The 23004-nt window shown below is 67.4% G+C and carries 23 protein-coding genes; 8 read left to right on the top strand and 15 right to left on the bottom strand.

From position 1 onward, the window contains the following. Positions 1-60 precede the first annotated feature (60 nt). Both Q0568_RS05700 and gnd read left to right on the top strand, forming a co-directional pair. Positions 61-981, top strand: coding sequence for a LysR family transcriptional regulator (locus Q0568_RS05700; RefSeq protein WP_298863592.1), 921 nt, complete (start codon positions 61-63; stop codon positions 979-981). An 84-nt stretch (positions 982-1065) separates the two neighbouring features. Beyond that, a complete protein-coding gene (gene gnd, locus Q0568_RS05695) occupies positions 1066-2121 on the top strand; it encodes a phosphogluconate dehydrogenase (NAD(+)-dependent, decarboxylating) (protein WP_298863590.1) in 1056 nt (351 codons plus the stop codon). A gap of 72 nt (positions 2122-2193) precedes the next feature. On the opposite strand, the gene Q0568_RS05690 is transcribed toward gnd, so the two are convergent. Genes Q0568_RS05690 through purL form a run of 4 tightly spaced genes read right to left on the bottom strand, consistent with a single transcriptional unit; the run spans position 2194 to position 5534 of the window. Beyond that, the gene (locus tag Q0568_RS05690; protein ID WP_298863587.1) at positions 2194-2763 is read right to left on the bottom strand and encodes an NAD(P)H-dependent oxidoreductase; all 570 of its coding nucleotides are present in this window, start codon (positions 2761-2763) and stop codon (positions 2194-2196) included. Positions 2764-2821: 58 nt separating this feature from the next. Further along, positions 2822-3061: a hypothetical protein gene (locus tag Q0568_RS05685; RefSeq protein WP_298863584.1), complete on the bottom strand. Its 240-nt coding sequence runs from the start codon at positions 3059-3061 to the stop codon at positions 2822-2824. Between the two features lie 2 nt (positions 3062-3063). After that, on the bottom strand, positions 3064-3213 hold the full coding sequence (locus Q0568_RS05680) for a hypothetical protein (protein ID WP_298863581.1): 150 nt from the start codon (positions 3211-3213) through the stop codon (positions 3064-3066). Then, on the bottom strand, positions 3210-5534 hold the full coding sequence (gene purL / locus Q0568_RS05675; RefSeq protein ID WP_298863577.1) for a phosphoribosylformylglycinamidine synthase subunit PurL: 2325 nt from the start codon (positions 5532-5534) through the stop codon (positions 3210-3212). Before purL ends, Q0568_RS05680 begins: the two co-directional genes overlap by 4 nt. Positions 5535-5817: 283 nt before the next feature. Here purL and Q0568_RS05670 point away from each other — a divergent pair, with 283 nt between their 5' ends. From Q0568_RS05670 to Q0568_RS05655, 4 genes are read left to right on the top strand one after another with little or no spacing between them, the layout of a single operon-like run. Next, complete coding sequence (locus Q0568_RS05670; protein ID WP_298863574.1) at positions 5818-6969, top strand: extracellular solute-binding protein; 1152 nt, start codon at positions 5818-5820, stop codon at positions 6967-6969. Positions 6970-7013: 44 nt separating this feature from the next. Further along, a complete protein-coding gene (locus Q0568_RS05665; RefSeq protein ID WP_298863571.1) occupies positions 7014-8777 on the top strand; it encodes an iron ABC transporter permease in 1764 nt (587 codons plus the stop codon). Further along, entirely contained in the window at positions 8770-9897 is a 1128-nt protein-coding gene (locus Q0568_RS05660; protein ID WP_298863568.1) for an ABC transporter ATP-binding protein, read from the top strand. The genes Q0568_RS05665 and Q0568_RS05660 overlap by 8 nt, the downstream gene beginning before the upstream one ends. A 13-nt stretch (positions 9898-9910) precedes the next feature. After that, entirely contained in the window at positions 9911-11128 is a 1218-nt protein-coding gene (locus tag Q0568_RS05655; protein ID WP_298863566.1) for an MFS transporter, read from the top strand. On the opposite strand, the gene Q0568_RS05650 is transcribed toward Q0568_RS05655, so the two are convergent. The 5 genes from Q0568_RS05650 to Q0568_RS05630 form a co-directional block, all read right to left on the bottom strand. Further along, entirely contained in the window at positions 11104-11811 is a 708-nt protein-coding gene (locus Q0568_RS05650; RefSeq protein WP_298863563.1) for a response regulator, read from the bottom strand. The two genes, Q0568_RS05655 and Q0568_RS05650, sit on opposite strands and share 25 nt — an antisense overlap. Then, positions 11808-13424 (bottom strand): sensor histidine kinase, encoded by a 1617-nt coding sequence (locus tag Q0568_RS05645; protein WP_298863560.1) that lies wholly within the window; start codon positions 13422-13424, stop codon positions 11808-11810. The genes Q0568_RS05650 and Q0568_RS05645 overlap by 4 nt, the downstream gene beginning before the upstream one ends. A 137-nt stretch (positions 13425-13561) precedes the next feature. Further along, positions 13562-13984, bottom strand: coding sequence for a type II toxin-antitoxin system VapC family toxin (locus Q0568_RS05640; RefSeq protein ID WP_298863557.1), 423 nt, complete (start codon positions 13982-13984; stop codon positions 13562-13564). Further along, positions 13981-14136, bottom strand: coding sequence for a hypothetical protein (locus tag Q0568_RS05635; protein WP_298863554.1), 156 nt, complete (start codon positions 14134-14136; stop codon positions 13981-13983). Before Q0568_RS05635 ends, Q0568_RS05640 begins: the two co-directional genes overlap by 4 nt. Positions 14137-14430: 294 nt before the next feature. Further along, complete coding sequence (locus tag Q0568_RS05630) at positions 14431-15171, bottom strand: dienelactone hydrolase family protein (RefSeq protein ID WP_298863551.1); 741 nt, start codon at positions 15169-15171, stop codon at positions 14431-14433. 137 nt (positions 15172-15308) lie between these two features. On the opposite strand from Q0568_RS05630, the gene Q0568_RS05625 reads away from it, so the two are divergent. Next, positions 15309-16985 (top strand): crosslink repair DNA glycosylase YcaQ family protein, encoded by a 1677-nt coding sequence (locus tag Q0568_RS05625; protein WP_298863548.1) that lies wholly within the window; start codon positions 15309-15311, stop codon positions 16983-16985. Positions 16986-16994: 9 nt separating this feature from the next. Here the strand turns inward: Q0568_RS05625 and Q0568_RS05620 are convergent, their stop codons facing one another. After that, on the bottom strand, positions 16995-17990 hold the full coding sequence (locus Q0568_RS05620) for an SDR family NAD(P)-dependent oxidoreductase (protein WP_298863545.1): 996 nt from the start codon (positions 17988-17990) through the stop codon (positions 16995-16997). A 90-nt stretch (positions 17991-18080) separates the two neighbouring features. Here Q0568_RS05620 and Q0568_RS05615 point away from each other — a divergent pair, with 90 nt between their 5' ends. After that, positions 18081-18650, top strand: a complete 570-nt coding sequence (locus Q0568_RS05615; RefSeq protein ID WP_298863542.1) for a TetR/AcrR family transcriptional regulator — start codon at positions 18081-18083, stop codon at positions 18648-18650. 58 nt (positions 18651-18708) lie between these two features. On the opposite strand, the gene Q0568_RS05610 is transcribed toward Q0568_RS05615, so the two are convergent. The 5 genes from Q0568_RS05610 to Q0568_RS05590 all read right to left on the bottom strand — a co-directional run bounded on the left by Q0568_RS05610 (position 18709) and on the right by Q0568_RS05590 (position 22892). Next, positions 18709-20037, bottom strand: coding sequence for a type II toxin-antitoxin system HipA family toxin (locus Q0568_RS05610; protein ID WP_298863539.1), 1329 nt, complete (start codon positions 20035-20037; stop codon positions 18709-18711). Then, complete coding sequence (locus Q0568_RS05605) at positions 20034-20318, bottom strand: helix-turn-helix domain-containing protein (protein ID WP_298863536.1); 285 nt, start codon at positions 20316-20318, stop codon at positions 20034-20036. The genes Q0568_RS05610 and Q0568_RS05605 overlap by 4 nt, the downstream gene beginning before the upstream one ends. Positions 20319-20428: 110 nt before the next feature. Beyond that, positions 20429-22150, bottom strand: coding sequence for a DUF2075 domain-containing protein (locus Q0568_RS05600; protein WP_298863533.1), 1722 nt, complete (start codon positions 22148-22150; stop codon positions 20429-20431). Then, entirely contained in the window at positions 22147-22473 is a 327-nt protein-coding gene (locus tag Q0568_RS05595) for a nucleotide pyrophosphohydrolase (RefSeq protein ID WP_298863530.1), read from the bottom strand. The genes Q0568_RS05600 and Q0568_RS05595 overlap by 4 nt, the downstream gene beginning before the upstream one ends. A gap of 83 nt (positions 22474-22556) precedes the next feature. Then, on the bottom strand, positions 22557-22892 hold the full coding sequence (locus Q0568_RS05590) for a hypothetical protein (protein WP_298863527.1): 336 nt from the start codon (positions 22890-22892) through the stop codon (positions 22557-22559). Positions 22893-23004: the final 112 nt, after the last annotated feature.

Genomic DNA, 23004 nt, shown 5'->3' with positions numbered 1-23004 from the left:
CGCAGTTATGTGATGATGTTGTTCGGTTGAATCGAAGAGGATGCCGAGCGAAGGAGAGCCATGGCGGATGTGAGCCTGCGGCAGCTGGAGCTGTTCGCCGCGCTGCCGAACTTCGGCACGCTCAGCGCAGCGGCGGCGCACCTGCACATCTCGGAGTCCGCGCTCTCCCAGGCCATCACGAACCTGGAGCGGACCGTCGGGGAGCAGTTGTGCGTGCGGCGCAAGGCCCGCGGCCTCACGCTGACGCCCACCGGCCAGCAGTTCGCCGAGCAGGCGCGTCGGATCATGGCGGACACGCAGGAGCTCGTCCTGAGCGCGGGGCGCGGGCACGAGCTGCGGGGTCCCGTCAAGCTCGGCTGCTACTCCAGCTTCGCGGTCAACCTGGTCCCCGAGCTGCTCGAGGAGTTCCCGAAGCGGCATCCGGGAGTCGACCTGGAGATCATGGTGGGCACCAACGAGGAGCTCCTCGAGGCACTCGAAGCCGGGCGGCTCGATGTGGCGCTGGTCTTCGACGTATCGCTGCCGGTCGGCTATCGCCGTCGCAGGATCTACGCGACCGAACTGCAGGTGCACCTGCATCCCGGGCATCCGCTGGCCGCCGCCGAGACCGTCGATCTCGCGCAGCTCGCCGACGAGCCGTACATCTTCTACGACGTGGCGCCCGGCACCCGCAACGTGATCGACGCGTTCTCCGCGCGAGGGCTCGAGCCGACGATCGTCGCGACCGTGACCCAGCTCGGCCTCGTGGAGGCGCTCGTGGGGCGCGGTCTGGGTTACGGACTGCTCATGTCACGGCCCCATACCCTGCCGATGAGCTCGGAGGGCCTCCCCGTGGTCACCCGTCGGCTCGACCCGCCCGTCACGCGCTCGCACGTGGTGGGCCTGTGGCCGGCGGACATGACGCTCACCCCGCGCGCCTCGGCGCTGCTGGACTTCGCGGTGGAGGCGTTCGGCGGCTACGGCCGCGCCGACGAGTCCTGACGGCGGCATCCGCTCATCGCCTCGCACCGCCCCGGCTGATCAGGGAGGATGATGGAAGGGCTGGAACGACGCGAGGAGATGCGAATGCAGCTGGGAATGATCGGACTCGGACGAATGGGCGCCAACATCGTGCGCCGTCTGATGCGCGATGGGCACGAATGCGTCGGCTACGACGTGAACCAGGAGTCCGTGGCGGCCATCGTCGCCGAGGGAGCCACCGGAGCGTCCGACCTCAAGGACTTCGCAGCCAAGCTGCAGACCCCGCGCGTGGTGTGGATGATGGTCCCCGCCTCGCTCACCGGCACCGTCGTCGACCAGCTCACCGAGGTGCTCGAGCCCGGTGACATCATCATCGACGGCGGCAACTCCAACTACCGCGACGACGTGCGCCGCGCCAAGGCGCTGCGCGAGAAGGGCCTGGAGTACGTCGACGCCGGCACCAGCGGTGGCGTGTTCGGGCTGGAGCGCGGCTACTGCCTGATGGTGGGCGGATCGGATGCCGCGGTCTCGCACATCGAGCCCATCCTGAAGACCATCGCACCCGGTGTCGGAGAGGTCGAGCGCACGCCCGGCCGCACCGGCGACCTGGCCCCCGAGGAGCAGGGCTACCTGCACTGCGGCCCGTCCGGGTCCGGGCACTTCGTGAAGATGGTGCACAACGGCATCGAGTACGGCATCATGGCCGCGCTCGCCGAGGGCCTGAACATCCTCGACAACGCCGACGCCGGCGTGCGAGAGGCCGAGCACTCCGCCGAGATCGCCCCGCTGGAGGAGCCGGAGTACTACCAGTTCCCCATCGACACCGCCAAGGTCGCCGAGGTGTGGCGCCGCGGATCCGTCATCTCGTCGTGGCTGCTGGACCTGACCGCCGCCGCCCTGAACGAGAACCCCACGCTCGACGGACTCGCCGGTCGTGTGTCCGACTCGGGCGAGGGCCGCTGGACCGTCAAGGCCGCCGTCGATGTGGGCGTGCCCGTGCCGGTGCTGGCCGCATCGCTGTTCGAGCGCTTCGCCTCGCGCGACGAGGACCACTTCGCCAACCAGGTGCTCTCCGCCATGCGCCTGCAGTTCGGCGGGCACAAGGAGCTCCCCACGGGCGACTCGCTGGAGGCCGGCGGGCGCAAGTCCGAGCTCGGCTGAGCGCAGCATCCGCTTCTGACAGAAGGATCCCCGCCAGCCGCAGCCGACGGGGATCCTTCGCCTTTCCGTGGATCAGGCCGCGGCCGCGTCCTCGGCGTCGATCTTCTCCATGAGTTCGGCGCCGATGCGCAGCACCTCGTCGCCGTGGCGGGCGATCACGGCATCCGCGTCCCCGAGCGACCACTCCGGGGTGTAGTCGGTCTGCGCGATGGTGAGCGAGCCGCTGTCGATCAGGTCGAGACCGATGAACTCCAGCACCTCGCGCAGCTGACGAGCGGATGCCGTGCCGCCGTGCCCGCCGTAGGACAGGATGGCGCTCGGGCGACCCTTCCACTCGGCGTGCAGGTAGTCGATGGCGTTCTTCAGGGCTGCCGGGTAGCCCGCGTTGTACTGCGGAGTGAGGAAGATCACGGCGTCGCTGGCGGCGATCTCCTTCGCCCAGGCGTGCGTGTGCGCGTTCTGGTACTGGTGCATCATCGCCATGAGCGGCTCGTCCAGGAGCGGCAGGCCGATCTCGGCCAGGTCGAGGATGCGGATCTCGGCATCCACCTCCGGCGCGATCTTGGCGGCGACGGCGTCGGCGAGCTGACGTCCGATCCGGACGGGACGGGTGCTGCCGACGATGATGCTGATGCGTGACACGGGTGCTCCTTCAAGTCGATTCGCTTGAATGGAACTTGCGGTATCCCGGGATTATTCCTCAGTCGTCGTCCACCGGCTGGTTGCGGGGGTCATCGATGGGCTTCTTGGGGCCGGTGAAGAACAGCAGGGTGCCGGCGATGGCCACGAGCACACCGATCGAGATGCCGATCGGGGCGAAGCCGCGAGCACTCCCTGTGCCCGCCGCCAGCGCGCTGAGCGCGGGCAGGATCAGCAGCACGCCGATCACCCACAGCACGATGGCCGTGGTGAGAAATGGGCGCTTGCGGCGTGGGGCCATGGTCAGCCGCCCGCGACCAGCGTGAACAGCGTCGCGCCGCCACCGCCCACGATCAAGGCGATGATGGTCACCCACGCGATCGTGCGCAGGCGGCGGTTGCGACGCTCGAAGTCGCTGTAGTCCTCGTCGGCGTCCTTCGTCTTCGCGCTCATGCTGCCGACTCTGCGACGGTGGGGCCGAACACCGCGGGGAGGGTCGCGCGGGAGGTCTCGCGCAGCTCGGCGGCGGACAGGGCGAACACGTCCTGCACCTCGAGCGTCGGCTCGGAGTCGGTCACGCCGATGCGCAGCACCGGGTACTCGCGGCCCTGGCACAGACCACGGAACTTCACGTCGTCGTCGCGGGGGACGGTCACGATCACGCGGCCCGCCGACTCGGAGAACAGAGCGGATGCCGCATCCACCCCGTCGCGCTCCATGAGCTCGGTGAGCCAGACGCGTGCACCCATGCCGAAGCGCATCACGCCGTCGGCGAGAGCCTGCGCCAGGCCGCCCTCGGACAGGTCGTGGGCGGAGGAGATCAGCCACTCGTCACGGGCTGCGGAGAGCAGCCCTGCCAGGCTGCGCTCGCCGGCCAGGTCGACCACCGGCGGGCGCCCGCCCAGGTGGTCGTGGATCACGTCGGCCCATGCCGAACCCGACAGCTCGGTGCGGGTGGTGCCGAGCAGGTAGATGTTCTGACCGGCGTCCTGCCAGCCCGACGGGATGCGGCGGGACACGTCCTCGATGATGCCCATCACGCCCACCAGCGGGGTGGGGTGGATGGGGGTGTCGCCGGTCTGGTTGTAGAACGAGACGTTGCCGCCGGTGACCGGGGTGCCCAGCTCGAAGCATCCGTCGGCGAGGGCGTCGACCGTCTGCCCGAACTGCCACATGACCTCGGGGTTCTCGGGCGAGCCGAAGTTGAGGCAGTCGGTGATGGCGGTGGGCACGGCGCCGGTGACGGCCACGTTGCGGTACGCCTCGGCCAGGGCCAGCTGCGCGCCCGCGTAGGGATCGAGCTGGCAGTAGCGGCCGTTGGCGTCGGTGGCGATCGCGAAGCCCAGGCCGGACTCCTCGTCGACGCGGATCATGCCGGCGTCGTCGGGGAAGGCGAGTGCCGTGTTGCCGCCCACGTAGTAGTCGTACTGGTTGGTGATCCAACTCGGGTCGGCCAGGTTCGGTGAGCCGAGGATCTTCAGGAACTGCTCGCGGAGCACGGCCGGGTCGTTCGACCGGGGGAGGTTCTCGGCGGCATCCGCCTGCAGGGCGTCGATCCAGGTCGGGTAGGCGACCGGGCGGTCGTAGACCGGGCCGTCGACGGCGACGGTGGACGGGTCGACGTCGACGATGCGCTCGCCCTGCCAGTCGATGACCAGGCGGCCGTCGCCGGTGACCTCGCCGAGCACGCTGGTCTCGACCTCCCACTTGTGCACGACGGCCATGAACGCGTCGAGCTTCTCGGGGGCGACGATGGCCATCATCCGCTCCTGAGACTCGCTCATCAGGATCTCCTCGGCGGTGAGGGTGGGGTCGCGCAGCAGCACGGAGTCGAGCGAGACACGCATGCCGGAGTTGCCGTTGGCGGCCAGCTCGCTGGTGGCGCAGGAGATGCCGGCGGCGCCGAGGTCCTGGATGGCCTCGACCAGCTCGCCCTTGTACAGCTCCAGGCAGCACTCGATGAGAACCTTCTCGGCGAACGGGTCGCCCACCTGCACGGCGGGGCGCTTCGTGGGGCCGCCGTCGGCGAAGGTGTCGGATGCCAGGATCGAGGCCCCTCCGATGCCGTCGCCGCCCGTGCGGGCGCCGAAGAGCACGACGAGGTTGCCGACGCCGGTCGCGTTGGCGAGCTTGAGGTCCTCGTGGCGGAGCACGCCCACGGCGAGGGCGTTGACGAGCGGGTTGGCCTGGTAGACGGCGTCGAACACCGTCTCGCCGCCGATGTTGGGCAGGCCCAGGCAGTTGCCGTAGAAGCTGATGCCGGCCGTGACGCCGTGCACCACGCGCGGGGTGTCGGGGTGGTCGATGGCGCCGAACCGCAGCGCATCCATCACGGCCACTGGGCGGGCGCCCATCGAGATGATGTCTCGCACGATGCCGCCGATGCCGGTCGCGGCGCCCTGGAACGGCTCGATGAAGGAGGGGTGGTTGTGGCTCTCGGCCTTGAACGTGACGGCCCAGCCCTCGCCCACGTCGACGACGCCGGCGTTCTGGCCCATGCCGACCATGAGGCGCTCGCGCATCTCGTCAGAGACCTTCTGGCCGAAGCGCTTGAGGTAGTTCTTGGAGCTCTTGTAGGAGCAGTGCTCCGACCACATCACGGAGTACATCGCCAGCTCGCCGCTCGTGGGCCGGCGGCCCAGGATCTCGCGGATGCGCGCGTACTCGTCGTCCTTGAGGCCGAGTGCCGCGTACGGCTGCTCTTTCTCGGGAGTCGCGAGGGCGTTCTCGACGGAGTCGGGGACGTGGATGATCTGGGGCGCTTCGGCGGACACGCGGGCTCCTGGAGAAGAGGAATGGCGGGGCGGGATCAGTCTACCGGGGCGGCCGATGAGCCGGTCGTTGCGGGTCTCGGACCGCCGCTTGAGGGTTCAACCACGAAAATGTGGAGCTTTCAACCAGGGAAATGTGGAGGCTCGCTGCGAGCACGTTCCCCTGAGCACAACGCACACAACCTGCACTAATCCGGACAACCCTCGGCGCCTGCATCCGCGACCTTAGTCTGATCCGCGTCTCGGGAGCACCATCCCGACTCGCCATCACAAGGGAGTGAAACCTATGAAGAGCAGCATCCGCCGCCTCGCCACTGCGGCACTGGCCGTGGTATCCGTCACGGGCGTCGCCGTCTCGCTCACGGCCTGCGCCGGATCCGACGCCCCCAAGGCGCCGGAGAACAAGATCACGCAGAACGCGTGGCCCAGCTACTACCCCGCCGACTACAGCAAGATCGTCGACGCAGCCAAGAAGGACGGCGGCGACCTGGTGATCTACTCGAACACCGACCAGGAGAACTGGGCGCCGATCTTCCGCGATTTCCAGAAGAAGTACCCGTTCGTCAAGAACATCTCCGCGAACAACCTCGATTCCGATGAGGTCTTCCAGCGGCAGCTCAGTGAGACCGCCACCGGCAATGCCCCGGCCGACATCCTCGCCACCAACGCCGTGCAGGCCTGGGCGACCTACAACTCCGAGCCCGGCCGCGTGATGGACTACAGCTCTCCCGAGCTGTCGAAGCTGCCTGATTTCGCGCAGGTCATGCCCGGCGTCTACGCCATGTCGATGGACCCGGTGGGCCTGGCCTACAACGAGCAGCTGCTGGGCGGCAAGCCGCAGAGCATCGCTGACCTCGCTGCGATCATCGCCAAGGATCCCGCCAAGTTCAAGGGCAAGATCACCTCACGCGACGTGAGCGGTTCATGGGGCTTCTCGGTCTCGAAGGCGTACGCCGACGGGGGCAGCGACTCCTGGAACTCGCTGAGCTCGGTCCTCCCCTCCGCCCGCCCCGAGACCTCCTCGGGAACCCAGATCGACAAGATCACCTCGGGCGAGTACCTGGCCGGCTTCTTCATCTCCAGCGCGGTCGCGTTCCCGCAGGAGCAGAAGGCGCAGGGCATCTTCTCCTTCGTGTACCCGAAGGACGGCACCGTGGTGCTCGGCCGTGGCATCGGCATCACGCCGAAGGCTCCGCACGCCGCCACCGCGAAGCTGTTCATCGACTTCCTGCTCTCCGAGGAGGGCCAGAACGCCGTCGCCGAGGGCGGTCTGACCGCCTACCGCGACAGCGTCAAGCAGGTCGCGGGGCTGCACACCTACCAGGAGATCGTCGACCAGGTCGGCGAGAAGAACATCATCCGCGTTCCGTACAAGGTGACCACCGACGCCGATGTCAAGGCGTTCGTCGACAAGTGGAACGGCCTGCTCGGCAAGTGATCCTCCGGGACACCCGCAGCAGCATCCCGAAATGGAAGTGACTCATGTCAACCCAGACCCTCGCTCCTGAGAAGGACGTGCAGGATCGGGCGACCGCCTTCCCGGCGCCGAAGTACCCTCGGGTCTTCGGCGTCGGGCGGGACCGGTTCGTGCAGTGGGCGGTGCTCGTCGTCGTCGCTCTGTTCGTCGTCGCGCCGATCGCGCCGATCCTGTATCAGTCGATCCGCAGCAAGCCGCTGTACGACTCGACCGGCGCGTTCACGATCGACTCGTATGTGAAGCTGTTCGCCGAAGACGGCTTCGGCCAGGTGATCCTCAACACGGCGATCTTCGCGGTGCTGACCACCTTCCTGACCCTGGTGTTCGCCATCCCGATGGCGATCCTGGTGGTCCGGACGAAGCTCCCCTTCGGGCGGCTGCTGGCGGCATCCATGCAGTGGCCGTTCTTCATCTCGTCGTTGCTGCTGGGCTTCGGATGGATCACCCTCTACGGCCCCGCCGGGTTCGTCAGCGTGGAGGTGCAGCGCTGGATCGGCTTCGTGCCGTGGGACCTGTACTCCATCCCCGGCATGGCGCTCACCGAGGCCGTCGGCCTGGCGCCGATCGCCTACGTGTTCTGCGCCAACGCGCTGCGCAAGTCGGATGCTTCGCTGGAGAGCGCCGCGCAGGTGTGCGGCTCCGGCCCGTTGCGCATCGTGTTCCAGGTGATCGTGCCGCTGCTGCGTCCGCCGATCGTGTACGCGTCCGTGCTGATCTTCTCGATGTCGATCGAGACCCTCAGCGTCCCGCTGCTGTACGGCACCCCGGTGCGCATCGAGGTGTTCTCCACCTTCCTGTACACGCACGGCCTGCAGTCCATTCGCCCCGACTACGGGGTGCTGGCCTCGGCCTCCACGATCATCCTGGCCGTCACCATCAGCACCGTCGCCCTGCAGGCCAAGGTGCTCAAGGACGCGCAGCGGTTCGTCTCGGTGCGCGGCAAGGCCACCCGACCCCGCCGCCTCGACCTCGGCTGGTTGAAGTGGGTCGCCACCGTGCTGATCGTCATCTACGTCGTGTTCGGTGCGGCCCTGCCGATCCTCGCGCTCGTGCTGCGCTCGTTCACGTTGATCTTCACTCCGCTGCAGAGCCCGTTCAAGACGCTCACCCTCACGAACTACCAGACCGTGTTCACGTACCAGTCGTACATCCAGTCGATCTGGAACAGCGTGATCGTGGCCCTGGTCGGAGCGGTTCTGGTCAGCGCACTGGCGCTGATCGCGGTCGTGGTCGCAAAGAGATCGTCGTTCCGCTTCGCACGACTGGTCGAGTACCTGTCGCTGGCGCCGCAGGCCATCCCCGGCATTATCGTCGGCATCGGCTTCTTCTGGGCCTTCGCAATCCTGCCGGGCGGCAATCTCGTTCAGGGCACCCTGTTCGCGATCATCATCGCGTTCGGACTGCGGGCGCTGCCGACGGCCTTCGGGTCGATCTCGCCCGCGCTCATGCAGATCGCCGGCGAACTGGACAACGCCGGCCGAGTGGTCGGCGCCGACTGGGTGGGTGTGTTCATGCGCATCCTGCGCAAGCTCCTGGTCCCCGCCTTCGCGGGCGCCATGCTGCTGGTGTTCGTCACCATGCTCAAGGAGTACTCGGCCGCACTGTTCCTGTCCTCGGCCAGCACCAACGTGATCGGCACGACCATGCTCGAGCTCTGGGTGCAGGGCAACAGCGGCTCGGTCGCGGCGCTCGCCACCATACAGATCGCCATCACCGCCGTCGTCGTCGGTCTGGCGAACCTCCTGATGAAAGAGAAGACAGATGCCTGAGATCCGCGTCTCGCACATGGCCAAGACGTTCGGGGACGTGAAAGTCCTGAACGACATCGACTTCGAGGTGAAGGACGGCGAGTTCTTCACCCTGCTCGGCCCCTCCGGCTGCGGCAAGTCGACCACCCTCAACAGCATCGCCGGGCTCGAGGATCCCACCGAGGGCTCCATCTCGATCGGGGATCGGATGCTGGTGGACCGCGCCAACAAGGTCTATGTGCCCACCGAGGAGCGCAACCTGGGCATGGTGTTCCAGTCCTACGCACTGTGGCCGCACATGACCATCCGCAAGAACCTGGCGTTCCCGCTGAACATCCGTCGTGCGGGCAGGGCCGAGACCGCCGCCCGCATCCAGGACGCGCTCGACAAGGTGGGCCTCGCGCACCTGGCCGACCGCTACCCGCACCAGCTCTCCGGCGGGCAGCAGCAGCGCGTGGCGCTGGCGCGGGCGCTGGTCTACTCGCCCAGCGTGCTGCTGCTGGACGAGCCGCTGTCCAACCTCGACGCCAAGCTGCGCGAGCAGGCCCGTGCGTGGCTCAAGCGCCTGCAGTCTGATCTGGGCATCACCACCCTGTACGTCACGCACGACCAGGATGAGGCACTCAGCCTCAGCGACCGCATCGCCGTGATGTTCAACGGCGTGATGGCGCAGATCGGCACCCCGAAGGACATCTACGAGCACCCGGCCAGCGCCGAGGTGGCCGGGTTCGTCGGCAGCTGCAACTTCCTGGTCGGCACCGTCGAGCGGATGCTGGGCGACCAGGTCGAGGTGCGGCTGCGCGCCACCGGCGAGACCGTGCACGTGACCACCGACCAGCACTGGTCGGCGGGTTCGCCGGCGACCATCGCCATCCGCCCGGAGAAGCTGCGCATCGTGACCGAGCAGCCCGGAAGCCGCGACCTGAACGTGCTGGACACCGAGGTGTCGGCCAGCGCCTACGTCGGCTCGCACCACGAGTACATCCTGAAGCTGGGCGACCTGGGCGTGCAGGTGGTCTCGCCCGACGGCGGGCTGAGCGGCCGCGTGCGCCTGGTGTTCGGCGCCGGCGACGCGCACGTGTTCCCCGGCGAGTCAGGACCTGCCACCGAGGTGCTCGACCTGATGAAGGCCACGGTCTGACCGTGACCGGCGGATGCCGAAGCGGAGCGGCCTGGTGGTGAGCAGCGGCAGGCGGGGGATGCTCCTGCTGCTCGTGCACGCCGCGCTGATCCAGATCATCGTCTTCGGCATCCGCCCCTCCCTCTCGTATGCGGCGCTGGACGTCGGCGCCTCGCCCACTCTGCTGGGCCTGCTGACCGCGTTCTACGCGCTGCCGGCGCTGGTGCTGGCGATGCCCGCCGGGCGGCTGACCGACGTGATCGGCGAACGGGCGGGCATGATCATCGCGTCGGTCATCACCGTGGCCGCCACGCTGGTGGCCGTGCTGGGCGCGCGATCGCTGGGGATGCTGATCGCGGCGTCCGTGCTGCTGGGCTGCGGGCAGATGATGACGGTGCTGGCCGAGCAGTCGTTCGTCGGCGCGATCTCGCCGGCCGGACGCTCGGACAGCATCTTCGGCATCTACGGGTTCGCCGTGGCGCTGGGGCAGACCGTCGGGCCGCTCATGCTGATGCTGCCCGGCGAAAGCGCGCACACGCCGCCGATCCGGCTGGTGTTCACGGTCGGACTCGTGTGCGCGGTGCTGATGCTGGCGGTCTCGCTGATCATCCGGGGGCCGGAACGGGAGGTCGCGCAGGAGCGAGTCGGGATGCTGCGGGCCGCGCGCACCGTGCTGGGCACGCACGGGCTGCCCCACGCGCTGGTCGCTGGGAGCCTGGTGCTGGCGACGGTGGACATCTTCGTCGCCTACGCGCCGCTGCTGGGCCAGGAGCGCGGGATCCCTGCGGCCGTGATCAGCCTGATGCTCGTGGCGCGGTCGGGCTTCTCGATGATCTCGCGGCTGTTCCTCGGGCCGTTGGCGAGAGGGCTCGGCCGGCGGTGGCTGCTGGTGGGCAGCATCCTGGTCTCGGCGCTGACGCTGGGGGCGTTCTTCTTCGGGCTGCCCGCCTGGGCGCTGGTGGCGCTGACCTGCGGGTACGGGTTCGCGATCGGGGTGTGTCAGCCGATCACCATGTCGTGGATCTCGCTGATCGCCCCGACCGGCATGCGCGGGGTCGCGATGTCGCTGCGGCTGGCGTCGAACCGGCTCGGCCAGACCGCGCTGCCGGCGCTGCTGGGCACCCTGGCCGCGGCCACCGGGGCTGCGGGCGTGCTGGGCGCCAGCGGGGCGCTGCTGCTGGTGGCGGCGGGGGCGGGCCTGGGCGTGCCCGACGATCGCGGCACCGGTCAGTCGGAGGTCGTGGCCCGGTAACGGTGCTCAGGACGGCCGGTGGCTCCGTAGCGCAGCGTCAGCTCGACCGAGCCCTGCTGCGCGAGTGCGGAGAGGTAGCGCTGAGCGGTGGGCCGGCTCACGCCGATGCCCCGCGCCACCTCGGCGGCCGAGACATCGGCATCCGCTCTTCTGACGAAGTCCCGCACGAGCTTCATGGTCTCGGAGGACTGACCCTTGGGCGGGGCGGCGATGGTCCCCGTGCGCATCAGCTGGAACAGCGAGTCGACCTCCTGCTGATCGGCTTCGGCGTGGCGGGCGCCCAGGTCCTGAAGGCGCAGGCGCAGGTCGCGGAACGCGTTGAGGCGCTCGGCGAAGGTGGCGAAGCCGAACGGCTTGACCAGGTAGTGCACGGCGCCCTGCGCGATGGCGGAGCGGATGTGGTCCAGGTCGCGCGCCGCCGAGATCACGATCACACCGGGCGGGTCGGGCAGGTCGACGATCCTGCGCATGAGGTCGAGGCCGGAGCCGTCGGGCAGGTACAGGTCGAGCAGCACCAGGTCGGGGCGGCTGTCGCGGATGGCCAGGAGCGCATCGGAGACCGAGTGGGCGACGCCGGTCACCTCGAACCCGGCGATCTTGCTCACGAATCCCGCGTGGATCTCGGCGACGCGGTAGTCGTCGTCGACGATCAGGGTGCGGATGCTGTTCGGGACCGGGCTCACAGCGACACCGCCTCGGAGTCCTCGACGGGGTGGGGCGTGCCGTGCCGGGGCATGGTGACGGTGAAGACGGCATGCGGTCCGCTGGAGACCTGCACCGTGCCGTGCTGCTGGGTGACCACACGGTGCACCAGGGCGAGGCCCAGGCCGCGCCGCCGGACGCCGTCGTCGGGCTTGGTGGAGAACCCGTCCTCGAAGACTTTCGCACCGCTGTCGGCGGGCAGGCCGGCGCCGCTGTCGGAGACCCGCAGGTGCACGTCGTCGGCGTCGCAGCGGATGTCGACCTCGACCGTGCGCGGGGCGGGGCCGGTGTTGGCGGCGTCGATGGCGTTGTCGAGCAGGTTGCCCAGCACGGTCAGCAGGGCACGCGGGTCGCCGTCCTGCTCGGACAGCTCGGACTCGTCGGTGAGGGTGAGGGTGACGCCGCGCTCGGAGGCGATGACCGATTTGGCCACCAGCAAGCCGACCAGCTGCGGGCTGGCGATGCGGCGCTGCAGGCGCGTGGCCAGGTCGGTGGCGGTGGCGGAGAGCTCGTGGATGTACTCGACGGCCTCGTCGGTGCGGCCCAGTTCCAGCATCCCGGACAGCGCGTGCACGCGGTTGGCGAATTCGTGCTGCTGTGCGCGCAGCGCGTCGGTGAGGCCGCGGACGCTGTCCAGTTCGCGCAGCAGGCGCTCCTGTTCGGTGCGGTCGGAGACGGTCACGATGTGGCCGAGATCGCGGCCGCGCAGGTCCACCGGCATCCGGTTCATCACCAGGCAGTGCTCGTCGGTGAGCACGACCAGGTCGGTGCCAGAGGTGGCGCCGGTGAGGATGTCGCGGATGCGGCCGGCTGGGACGAGCTGGTCGATGCGGCGTCCCTCCGAGCCGGGGGCCAGGCCCAGCAGGCGCCGGGCCTCGTCGTTCAGCAGCACGACCTCATCGTGCGGGCCGAGCCCGACCATCCCCTCGGCGATGCCGTGCAGCATGGCCTCGCGCTCCTGCAGCAGCGAGGCGATCTCGTTGAGCTCCAGGCCGAAGGTCTGGCGCTTGAGGCGTCTGGCGAGAAGCAGCGAGACGATCACTCCGACAGCCAGGGCGATTCCGGTGTACAGCGCGATCGACGGCACCAGCCGCCACAGGCTGCCAGCGATCTCGCCGGCGTCGATGCCCACCGACACCTCGCCGACGATCGACCGGTCGGTGGCGCGCAGCGGCACCTTCGCGCGAGCGGAGAGACCCAGCGTGCCCTGCTCCATGTTGACGACGGTGCGGCCGGCGAGCGCACCGCTGGGGTCGGTGGAGACGTGCTCGCCGATGCGTTCGGGGGTGGGGTGCGAGAAGCGGATGCCGGCATCATCCGTCACGACGACGAACAGCGCACCGCTGGCGCGCCGCACCTCCTCAGCCCGCTGCTGCACGAGGCCGGCCGGGTCGTCGTGGATCACCGCATCCGAGATCTCCGGGTCGACGGCGACGGTCTGCGCGATCGCCAGCGCGCGCTGCTCGTACTGGTGCACGAGCATCTCGTGGACGAGCCACAGCGAGAGCCCGAACGTGACCAGCAGCACGGCGAACAGCACGGCGAGCTGGGTGCCCAGGATGTTCGTCGACAGTCTGATGCTGCTGCGCGCCATCGCGATCTCCTACGGGTCCTGGCCATGGCGCCGTCGGGCCCGCGTCGTCTCTGAAGCGGCAGCGCCATGGCCATCTTCGCACCTGCCCGCCGTGGTTTCGGGGTCGGGGGCGTGAGCAGAACGCACGAAAGTGGGGACTATTCCCCGGCGAGCCACGGATCGATGATGCGAGCCCCGGTGCCCTCGAAGTCGCGGATATTCCTCGTCGCAACGGTGCCGGAGCAGTCGACGGCGATCGCGGCGATCTCCGCATCGGCGACGCTGATGGGGCGGCCGAGGTCTTTGCGTGCCGCGATGATCGCGCCGTAGTGCAGTGCGGCTCGGGCAGTGAACGGAAGGATGCGTCCCGCGAAGGCTTCGAGCATCGCCTCCGTGGACTGCTCCAGCCTTGTGCGCCGCTTGCCTTTTGGCAGCACGGCGATTCCCGCAGCGATCTCGGCGACGGTGATCGCGCTCGTGCAGACCTCGCTTCGGGGGACGCTGTCAAGCCAGGAGATGACCGCGGGATGAGGTTCGGGCTGCATGAGCTCGGAGAGCACATTCGTGTCGAGGACGATCATGGCAGGTCGACGTGCTCAGGAAAGTCGATGCGCGCTGGTATCTCTGGGGCGCCGATGCCCGCGAAGATGCCTGCGAGCAGTGTGCCGAACCCGACACCGTCGTCCGCTCCGGCGACGGCAGAGGTCAGGATGCTGCGGACCTCTGACTCCATGGACCGCCCTTCGCGAGCGGCTCTGAGTTTCAAGGCGCGGACTGTGCTGTCATCGAGCCCGCGGACAGTGATGGTCGTCACAGCGCCTCCTGACTGCGATGCTGTCAATGCAGTCATATTGTACTCGCTGGGATGCAGGTGATCAGGGCACCTACTCTCACCCGGGCCACCGACGATGACGTCCTGAGATCCTCGAGGCTGGGGAGAACTTCCTGTAGTTCGAGACTGTGCAGGAGGACTGACGGACGGGAGATCCTCAGGTGTTCGAAGTGCTGCTGGTGACGGGCCGGCGCGTCAGCCCTGCAGCCACTCCCGCAGACGCGTGAAGTGCCACTGCGCCGCGGCCTCGTCGTAAGAGGACGTGTCGGCCATCGTGTATCCGTGCGGCGCGCCAGGACGGATGCTCGTGTCGTGCGCGATGCCGGCTTCCTCCAGCATCCGATCGACCGTCGCCACGGCATCCGGAGTCATGGAGCGGTCGTTGTCGGCATAGCCGGCCAGCACCCGGGCGCGCAGGTTCGGGATGCCGAGGTGCGGGCTGTCGGAGGCATCCGTCACCAGCCCTCCGACGTGGAACATGCTGACGGACTGCACCTGCTCGGGATGCTGCGCCGCCGCGCGCAGCGCGAGGCGCCCGCCCATGCAGTAGCCGACGGTGCTCAAGGAGCCCTGGCTGTAGGTGGAGAGCGCGGCGAGGTAGGCGTCGGCATCCGTCGCCGCCTGTTCCGAGGTGTGCGAGCGCAGCAGGGGGCCGATGCTCTCGAACGCGGCCTGCCTGGCCTCGGGATCGTGCAGGTCGCCGGTCGGGGCGATGTCGGCGATGCTGCCGCCGCGGTAGAAGGCATTCGGGGCGAGCACGACGCAGCCCCAGTCGGCGATGCGCTGCATCATGGTCGCGATCTGCGGGCGCAGGCCGAACGCGTCCATGTAGAGGAGGACACCGGGCCGGTCTGTCGTCGGTGTGGCGTCCGGCCGGGCGAGGTAGGCCTCCGCGACGCCGTCGGCCGTGTCGATCGCGACGTTCTCGATGGGCATGCGCGCTCCTTCGTCTGTGCGGGAGCCTACGCCGGTGGTCGGTCGGAGTCGCCCGTCGGATATGGAGTCAGGTATGAAACCTTTGGACTGATTCATACCGTGACGCATAAAGTTCATAACTATGTCATAATTATCCAATGAATCTGGATGAGGTGCAGCGAGTTCTCGCCGGAGGTGAAGAGCTCGATGCCGAGTTCAAATCCGATCAGCGTAAGCCGTTCAGCGACTCGAGCGTGGTGGAGGCCGTCGTCTGCTTGGCGAACGGGGGTGGTGGACGTCTCTTCATCGGCGTTGAAGATGATGGGACAGTCTCCGGTGCGCGTCCGCGGCATGGCAAGGTCACCGACCCGATTCGTGTGAGGGCGATGGTGGCCAACAACACGGTCCCGCAGGTCGTTCCCGATGTTGAGATTCTTGACGTCGAGGGCAAGTCGGTCATCGTCGTCAGTGTTGCATCGTCAGAAACTGTCGTGGGCACGCGCAACGGCTTGTACGTGAGGCGTGGACTCGGATCGGACGGACGGCCGGCGTGTCTGCCGTTTCTCGCACATGAGATGCTGGCGGATCGCATCTCGCGAGGCGAGGTGGACTTCGCGGCCATACCCGAGCCCGGTGCGAGCCTCGGGGATCTTGACCCGGCAGAGTTCGAGCGTTTCAGGACCCTCGCGGCGGCCGCGAGCGGTTCAACGGATGTGATGTCCGAACTGGGCGATGAAGAACTGCTGAGCGCGCTCGGGGTCGCGGAAAGGCGCGAGGGCAGGCTGCTTCTGAAGCGAGGGGCGATCCTCCTTTTCGGGTATGAGGGGGCGATCCGGAGATTCGTGCCGACGCACGAGACGGCCTTCCAAGTGCTCGAGCGCGGTGTCGTCATCCAGAACCAGATCGCGGCCGCGCCTCTGCTGCGATCGGCTGAGCGACTCTACGACCTTCTTCGGTCCGTGAACTCCCAGGATGAGGTCATGGTCGGCTTGATCCGTGTGGGGATAGACCGCATACCGGAAGTCGTGGCGCGCGAGCTCGTAGCCAACGCTCTCGTGCACCGCGACTACACCCGGATGGGCATGGTGTCCGTCCAGGTCGCGGATGATGAGTTGACGATCGTCAGTCCTGGCGGATTCCCCCGTGGCGTGACGTTGGAGAACTTCCTTGAGAGCAGCAACCCGCGCAGCCGCATTTTTGCGGAAGCATTCAAACGCGCGGGGATCGTCGATCGGGCCGGTCGGGGGATCAACCGGGTTTTCGAAGCAAGCCTGCGCGCTGGGCGCCCTGAGCCGGATTACACGCGCTCGTCCGCAGAACGCGTTTCGGTGTCGATGCAGCTCGGCGGCACTGACAGCGACCTTGTTCGCTTCGTCGTGGAACATGACGACCGAGCCGGTCGGAGGTTCGACCTGGTCGACCTTCAGATCGTGCGAGCGCTCAAGGAGGACCCGCGCCTATCTGCCGCGGATATCGCCGACATCCTTCAAAGACCGCTCGTGTGGACCAAGGCGAGATTGGCGACTCATCTGGAGGAGGGCCTGATTGAGATGAGGGGTGATGGTCGCGGACGAAAGTACACGTTGAGCGCTGCGACATACCGGCGCCTGGCCAGTGCCGCTGGGTACGTGCGTGTACGGGCGTTCGATGAGCCACAGCAACGGCAGATGATCCTGAATTATGTACAGGCGAACGGCAGCATCTCCAGGAGTGAGGCCGCCGAGCTGAGCGGGACAGCCCCGGAAGCGGCAAGGCGAGTGCTGCTTCGGATGCGTGACGAGGGAGCTCTTGAGCTTCGGGGAGAGCGGCGAGCAGCGCGGTACTACTTGCCGTAAAGCTGACTGCTATTGCACGGACCACCCGCCGTCGGATGCGAGCACAGCGCCGTTGATGTTGACGGCGTCGTCGGACAGCAGGAACGTGATCGACGCGGCCAGCTGCTCGGCGGTCGCGACCGAAGGGATCGCCTGCTGGAATGGCGCGAGGCGCTCGGAGCCGTACTCGGACATATGCGGAGGCATCGGGATGCCGGTGGCCACGCCGCCTGGGGCGACGGAGTTCACGCGGATGCCCTTCGGACCGTACATGACAGCGGCCGAACGAGTGACGCCGATGATGCCGTGCTTACTGGCCGTGTAGGCGTTGCCCGACGCGTTGCCGCGCAGCCCGGCCTCGCTCGAGACGTTGAGGATCGCGCCGCGGCCGGCCTGCTCCATGATCGGCAGCACGGCGCGCATGAGCTTGAACGGCGCGGTGAGGTTGATCGCGATCACGCGGTCCCACACGGCATCCGTCGTCTCTCCGGCGGGTGAGAAGTCGTCGTTGATGCCGGCCACGTTGGCGAGGGCGTCGATGCGGTCGCCGGCGGCGGCGATGACGGCGTCGAGGGCGTCCTGCTGAGTGAGGTCGCCCGCGACGGTGACGATGTTCGGGAACTCGGCCTTCAGCGCGTCGAGCTTGTCGGCGGCGATGTCGGAGGCGATGACCCGGCCGCCTTCCCGGGCGATGCGGGATGCCGAGGCTCGGCCGATTCCGGATGCCGCTCCCGTGACGATCACGGTCTTTCCGGCGAAGCGCCCGGAGGTGACGTTCTCGACCCAGCCGTGTGCTTCGTCGCTCTCGGGGATGACCCCGTCGTTGGCGGCGCGCACCAGGTCGTCGACGACGGTCTGCGGCAGGGCGCCCTGGCTCATCGCGACGAGTTGCTGCAGGGGGAGCCCGAGCACGGGGGTGAGCAATGCCGGGTCGGCGCCGGTCTTCTCGAACAGGCCGGTGATCAGCGGGCCGCCGGCGGCGTCGTTCATCCACTCGCCGATGGTGGACTGCGCGGTCAGTGCCATGAGTGCTCCTTGGTTGTCGGGTGGTTCCACTTTACGTATAACGCAACGCATCGTCCAGTTATTTTTCGTCACGCTCGGTATCCTTGATCCGTGCCCCGCCCCCGCAGTGAGAAAGCCCGCCAGGCTGTGCTGTCGTCCATGCGCTCCGCGCTCGCCGCGGAGGGTTTTGCCGCGGTGACGATCGAGGGCCTGGCGGCGGATGCCGGTGTCGCCAAGCAGACGATCTACCGATGGTGGCCGTCGAAGGCAGCGATCCTCGGTGAGGCCCTGCTCGAGGGCTCGCTGCCCGGCGGAGACATCGAGGTTCCCTTCACAGACGACCTTGCCGCTGACCTGCGCGCGTGGTTCACTGCCGTGTCGTCGTCGCTGTCGCACCCCGAGGGCTCGGCTGTCGCCCGCGCCCTGATCGCCGTGACGGCGACGGATGCCGAACTCGGCACCCGCCTGAACGAGCGCCTGGCGGCGCCCATCCGCGACTGGGTGCTGCGCCGTCTGCGTACGGCGGTGGATGCCGGTGACGTGAGAGCGGATGTCGAGGCCGAGGTCATCGCCGACCAGTTCGTCGCCATCGCCAGCTACGCGGCGATGCTCGGAAAGCCGCTGGCGGCGCAGCGGATCGAGCAGACAGTGCGGGTGATGATGCGGGGGATCGGGCGGTAGCCCGAGCTGCTCTCAGCCGGCGGCGTAGGTCAGGGCGAGTCGAGAAGGGCGCGGCAGTTCACGGTCGCTGCTCGAGCTGGCGCTTCAGCTGCTGAGTGCGCTCGCTTGCTCGCTCGATGAGAGTAGCGGCGAAGCGTCGCTCCTCCCCGTCGAGCGAAGCCTCCTCAGCCGCAAGGCTCAGCGCGTCCGGCAACCCGTCGACGTATGTCCGTGCGCGCGAGTGCACCCAGTCTTCCGTGGCTCCCCGCCCCAGAACATCGTTGAAGACGCTCGCCTCGCGCACGATGTGTCGAGGCTCTATCTCGAAGGTGCGGTAGTGGCCGTCGAACGACATCGCGAGCTTTGCGTTGCGGCTGTTGATCTCGGGGTATGCCAGTGCCGAGCCGAGATCGTACAGAGGCGCGAGGCGAGGCCATCCCGTTCGAGTCGTCGAGGACAGCACTGCATAGTTCTTCGCGTGGGCGTCGGTGCCGAGCGCGGCCCAGTTGAAGATCGTCGCGTCGAAGAACTTCAGCGCCTCCATGGGGGCGGCAGGACCGAAGGAGTCGAGGATGAGCCTGGAGATCGCGGCGATGCCCGGACCGCCCTCGTTCTGATACTTCGCGGTCGGATGCGTGCCCGTCGCTTGGGCGAAGTCCTCTTGGTGTCTGCGGACGATCGCCGAATCCGCCGCCGGTTCGCCGTGTTGCCGATACCGGTCGAAACGCTCGACGACGATGGCGCTCTCGTCTTCGAAATGCACGATTCGGCTGCGCGCGACATCGATCTTGAGGTGGTGTGCCGCACGCATCGTCAGGTGCTCGTTCAGATCACCGCGGCGGAGTCCCGCCACGCCCGGTTTGACGATATGCGTCGACGCGGCTCGACCATTCGCAAATCCCCACGCGTCCGGGCCGCGGACGAGGGTGAACTTCGACTGGGCTCCCGAGAGCGAGAAGTAGCCACCCTCATGTTCTGACGCCACCCACGCGGAGGGATCGGCTCGCAGTGCGCGCAGATGCGATGCGATGACGGTGTCGTCAACCCAATCGACGTCGCCCTGCCCGTCGAGTTCCGGACCATCCCACTGGGTCGAGTCGACGAGCTGCACGGCGCCGGCCGCGTCCGACCCGACGTTCGCAAGCAAGCGCATCGGGTTGCGCGGGGAGACGCCGAATGAGCGTCCCCAACGTTCCAGCACTTCGGAGTTGTCGGGGAGAAGATTCCAGAGGAAGTTCCCGGGTGCGTCACCGGAATGCCGGCGTCGGCTCTTCGGCAGCGACAGTGACAGCTCGAGGCGTCCGGCATCACGCTGCCATGCTGGATCGAACTCGAGCGCGACGTCGCCGCCGTCCTGCTGCGTGAACCAACCGATGCGTTGTCCGCTGAGGTAGGCGGTGAGCTTCATGGCTGTGCCTTCGGCGGCTCCCATGGGTCGACGACATCCATGAACATCGGATCCGGATCGACGTCGTCTTCTGCGATATCGACCGCGGCGTACAGATCGAGTGCATTGAGTACCGCCATCAGGCTGTCGACGCTCGCGCTTCCGGCGTGGCCGGATTCGAATCGCACCACCCATTGGCGGGCGCGTCCGACCCGTTGTCCGAGGTCGGCCTGGGTCAGACCGAGCTCCAAGCGGCGATCGCGGACGATGTTCGCCCAATCGCGTGAGACGTTCACCAGCACGGGGAGCTCCCTCCTGTGCTTATGCGTACGAGAACTCAGACATCCATGACGCCGTACGAATATTCTGACATAGCGACGGGTGTACGTCAACGCGGACACCGTCAGGCCGCTCAGGCCAGCAGCCCTCGCATCCGCTCCCGCAGCCGCGGATCGCACACGTACACGTACGTCCCCCGCATCCCGCGGGTGAGCAGCACGCCGTAGATGTTGTGGATGAACACCAGCAGGTCGGCATCAGTGAAGGCATCCTTCAGGTGCCCGGTGTTCTCCTTGCCCTTCTTGTCGCGGTACGCATCGCGGTCGGCGACGATCTCGCCGTCGGAGGACAGGCGCAGGTCGGGGCCGATGATCACGCCGGCGTAGTTGAGGTCGTAGCCCTGCACGGTGCGGATCGAACCAACCTCGTCCAGGGAGCCCGGGGAGTTGATCCAGTCCTTGTCGGTGCTGTTCCACCGCATCCGCTCGCCGTCGATCTCGATGTCGAAGAATGCCGGATCCTTCTTCGACACCCAGTCCCACGCGTATCCGGCCACCAGCCTCGACAGCCCGACTTCGCGGTCTCGGGTGCGAATGGCCTGCCGCATCTTGCCGAGGTCGTCGAAGAACCGCAGGTCGTAGTCGCCGAGATCGGGGCGCTGCACGGGTGCGCCGCGCAGCAGCATCCGGATGTACTCGACATAGTCGGCGCCGGCCCGCACCCGCATCTGAGTGGTGAGCGGGTAGTGCCGGTGAGTGTTCTTCGCCGCGGTCAGTTCGGCACCCAGGGTGGCTGGCGAGAGGTCGTGCGGACGCACGGTCTGCTCGCCGTCGAGCAGCAGCAACTGGTGGCGGCTGCGGGCCTTGATCCAGTCGAGCTGCGTGTAGGTCGGGTTGTCGGCGCCGAACAGCGCCTGGTTGATGAGGCCGAACTTCTTGTTCTGCACGCCGGATGCCTGGTTCGCGCGCTGGTTGAGCCGGTGGGTCTCGTCGACCAGGATCAGGTCGAATCCGGCATCCGATTCCCCCACCTGGAACGGGGTCAGCACCATCGACGGGTCGAGCTTCGGGGTCTTCCGGAATACTTTCTTGACCGACAGGCGCAGCGACTGCTGCGGGATGACCAGCGCCATGCGCAGGTCCTTGAGCGCGTCGGCGTTCTCGGGCGTGAAGAACTCCGCGAACATCGAGTCGGGCTCGACGTCGTCGTGATCGGTGAAGTCGCGGATGTCGGCGAGCAGCTTCATGAGGAAGATCGCGATGATCGTCTTGCCGGTGCCGGGTGCGCCTTCGACGACGAGAGTGGAGGTGCGCGTCGGGTCGCGCAGGTCTTTCAGCAGGCCGTCGACGATGTCCTCGACGGCGATGGCCTGATCGTCGGTGAGCGCCTTGAACGGCGAGAGCTTGAACAGATCGCTGTTCTCGATCTGCGGGATGCTGCGGCTGAACAGACCCTCGGCGCGCAGCGCCTCGAACACCTCGCGGAAGGACTCGCGGTACAGCTCGCGGTCGTAGTAGCGGGCGTCGGTGAGGCCGTCGTTGCCGCCCCGCAGCTCGTACTGGCCGTCGCCGTGGAACCAGCGGATCAGGTGCGATTCCAGGTCGAGGCAGACCGACTTGTTGTAGTGCTCGTCGATCACGACGCGGATGTCGGTGAGGCCCTTCTTGGTCGGGTTTGCGAGGTGCTGGCGCATGCGCTTCTGCGTGCCGGTCGTCTCGCCGACATAGAGCTTCTTGTTCCGGCTTTCGCCGTCGAGCACGTAGACGACGGGCCAGTTGGTGAGGGGCTGGTTGTGCTTGGCCCAGTCATCGACGCGATTCTTGTCGAACGGGATGCGCTGGATGCTGACGCTCATGGCTCCAGCTCCGTGTACTTGACCATCCGTCCTTTCGCGAGCTCGACAGGGTACTTGGCGCGGGTCTTCTCGAGCTTGCTGAGGATGATCTCGTCGATGTCGACGCCGATCCTGTTCGCCAGATGGATGCAGTAGGTGAGCACATCGGCGAGCTCTTCCTCCACCCGCTCCTGGTTCGGCGTCTGGCCCCACTGGTACAGCTCCAGCAGCTCGGCGGCCTCGATCGAGATGCTCTTGGCGAGGTTCTCGGGCGAGTGGAACTGGTCCCATTCACGCTCGGCGACGAAGGCTCGGAGCGCGGCGAGAGTTGCGGGGGAGGGCATGGGATGCACGGTAGCAGGGTCGGAGAGTCGCGTGGTCTGCGCGTCTGTCAGTGCCGCGTCACTGTTCGAGCCGTGATCGCGGATTACTCGTCGCTGAGCGCCTTCTCGGCATCGTGGGCACGCCGCACCTCTACGTCAGGTTTGTGTGTGGCGACCAACTGCTCGCCCTCGGGGCCTTCCATGCCGATGAAGTGGAACTCCCAGAACCCGTCGATCTGGGTCTCACTCGTGCACTTGTACACGGCGTAGAGGCTGTAGAAGTAGGGCTCACTGAGCGGCAGTTTGGAGATCATGCCGGTCAGATTTTTGCCTGACATCGGTGCGGGCAGGTCGCCGGTCTTGAAGCCGTCTCGTGGACCACCGAAGTACGCGCAGTAGAGCGTCGGGTCCTGGTTCTTTGCCGATTCGACAGTGCTCATGGTGATCTCCTATCGCCCCACGATGGTTGGCTCAGATCGTAGGAGGGGCTTCCGACACCAGGAACCGGGGCTCAACGTTCCTACCGAATTACGAACAGGCGGCATAAGCGGT

This window comes from uncultured Microbacterium sp. (assembly GCF_937927635.1).
Classification (GTDB): Bacteria; Actinomycetota; Actinomycetes; order Actinomycetales; family Microbacteriaceae; genus Microbacterium.
This window is presented reverse-complemented; position numbering and strand designations above follow the sequence as displayed.

Coding starts and splice junctions, on each gene's coding strand:
- Q0568_RS05685 (WP_298863584.1), bottom strand. CDS start 3,061: ATGGCCCCACGCCGCAAGCGCCCATTTCTCACCACGGCCATCGTGCTG.
- Q0568_RS05680 (WP_298863581.1), bottom strand. CDS start 3,213: ATGAGCGCGAAGACGAAGGACGCCGACGAGGACTACAGCGACTTCGAG.
- Q0568_RS05635 (WP_298863554.1), bottom strand. CDS start 14,136: ATGGAGTCAGAGGTCCGCAGCATCCTGACCTCTGCCGTCGCCGGAGCG.
- Q0568_RS05620 (WP_298863545.1), bottom strand. CDS start 17,990: ATGGCACTGACCGCGCAGTCCACCATCGGCGAGTGGATGAACGACGCC.
- Q0568_RS05590 (WP_298863527.1), bottom strand. CDS start 22,892: ATGAGCACTGTCGAATCGGCAAAGAACCAGGACCCGACGCTCTACTGC.
- Q0568_RS05645 (WP_298863560.1), bottom strand. CDS start 13,424: ATGGCGCGCAGCAGCATCAGACTGTCGACGAACATCCTGGGCACCCAG.
- Q0568_RS05640 (WP_298863557.1), bottom strand. CDS start 13,984: ATGATCGTCCTCGACACGAATGTGCTCTCCGAGCTCATGCAGCCCGAA.
- Q0568_RS05630 (WP_298863551.1), bottom strand. CDS start 15,171: ATGCCCATCGAGAACGTCGCGATCGACACGGCCGACGGCGTCGCGGAG.
- Q0568_RS05595 (WP_298863530.1), bottom strand. CDS start 22,473: ATGCCCTCCCCCGCAACTCTCGCCGCGCTCCGAGCCTTCGTCGCCGAG.
- Q0568_RS05700 (WP_298863592.1), top strand. CDS start 61: ATGGCGGATGTGAGCCTGCGGCAGCTGGAGCTGTTCGCCGCGCTGCCG.
- Q0568_RS05670 (WP_298863574.1), top strand. CDS start 5,818: ATGAAGAGCAGCATCCGCCGCCTCGCCACTGCGGCACTGGCCGTGGTA.
- Q0568_RS05610 (WP_298863539.1), bottom strand. CDS start 20,037: ATGAAGCTCACCGCCTACCTCAGCGGACAACGCATCGGTTGGTTCACG.
- Q0568_RS05655 (WP_298863566.1), top strand. CDS start 9,911: ATGCCGAAGCGGAGCGGCCTGGTGGTGAGCAGCGGCAGGCGGGGGATG.
- Q0568_RS05660 (WP_298863568.1), top strand. CDS start 8,770: ATGCCTGAGATCCGCGTCTCGCACATGGCCAAGACGTTCGGGGACGTG.
- Q0568_RS05625 (WP_298863548.1), top strand. CDS start 15,309: ATGAATCTGGATGAGGTGCAGCGAGTTCTCGCCGGAGGTGAAGAGCTC.
- Q0568_RS05600 (WP_298863533.1), bottom strand. CDS start 22,150: ATGAGCGTCAGCATCCAGCGCATCCCGTTCGACAAGAATCGCGTCGAT.
- Q0568_RS05665 (WP_298863571.1), top strand. CDS start 7,014: ATGTCAACCCAGACCCTCGCTCCTGAGAAGGACGTGCAGGATCGGGCG.
- gnd (WP_298863590.1), top strand. CDS start 1,066: ATGCAGCTGGGAATGATCGGACTCGGACGAATGGGCGCCAACATCGTG.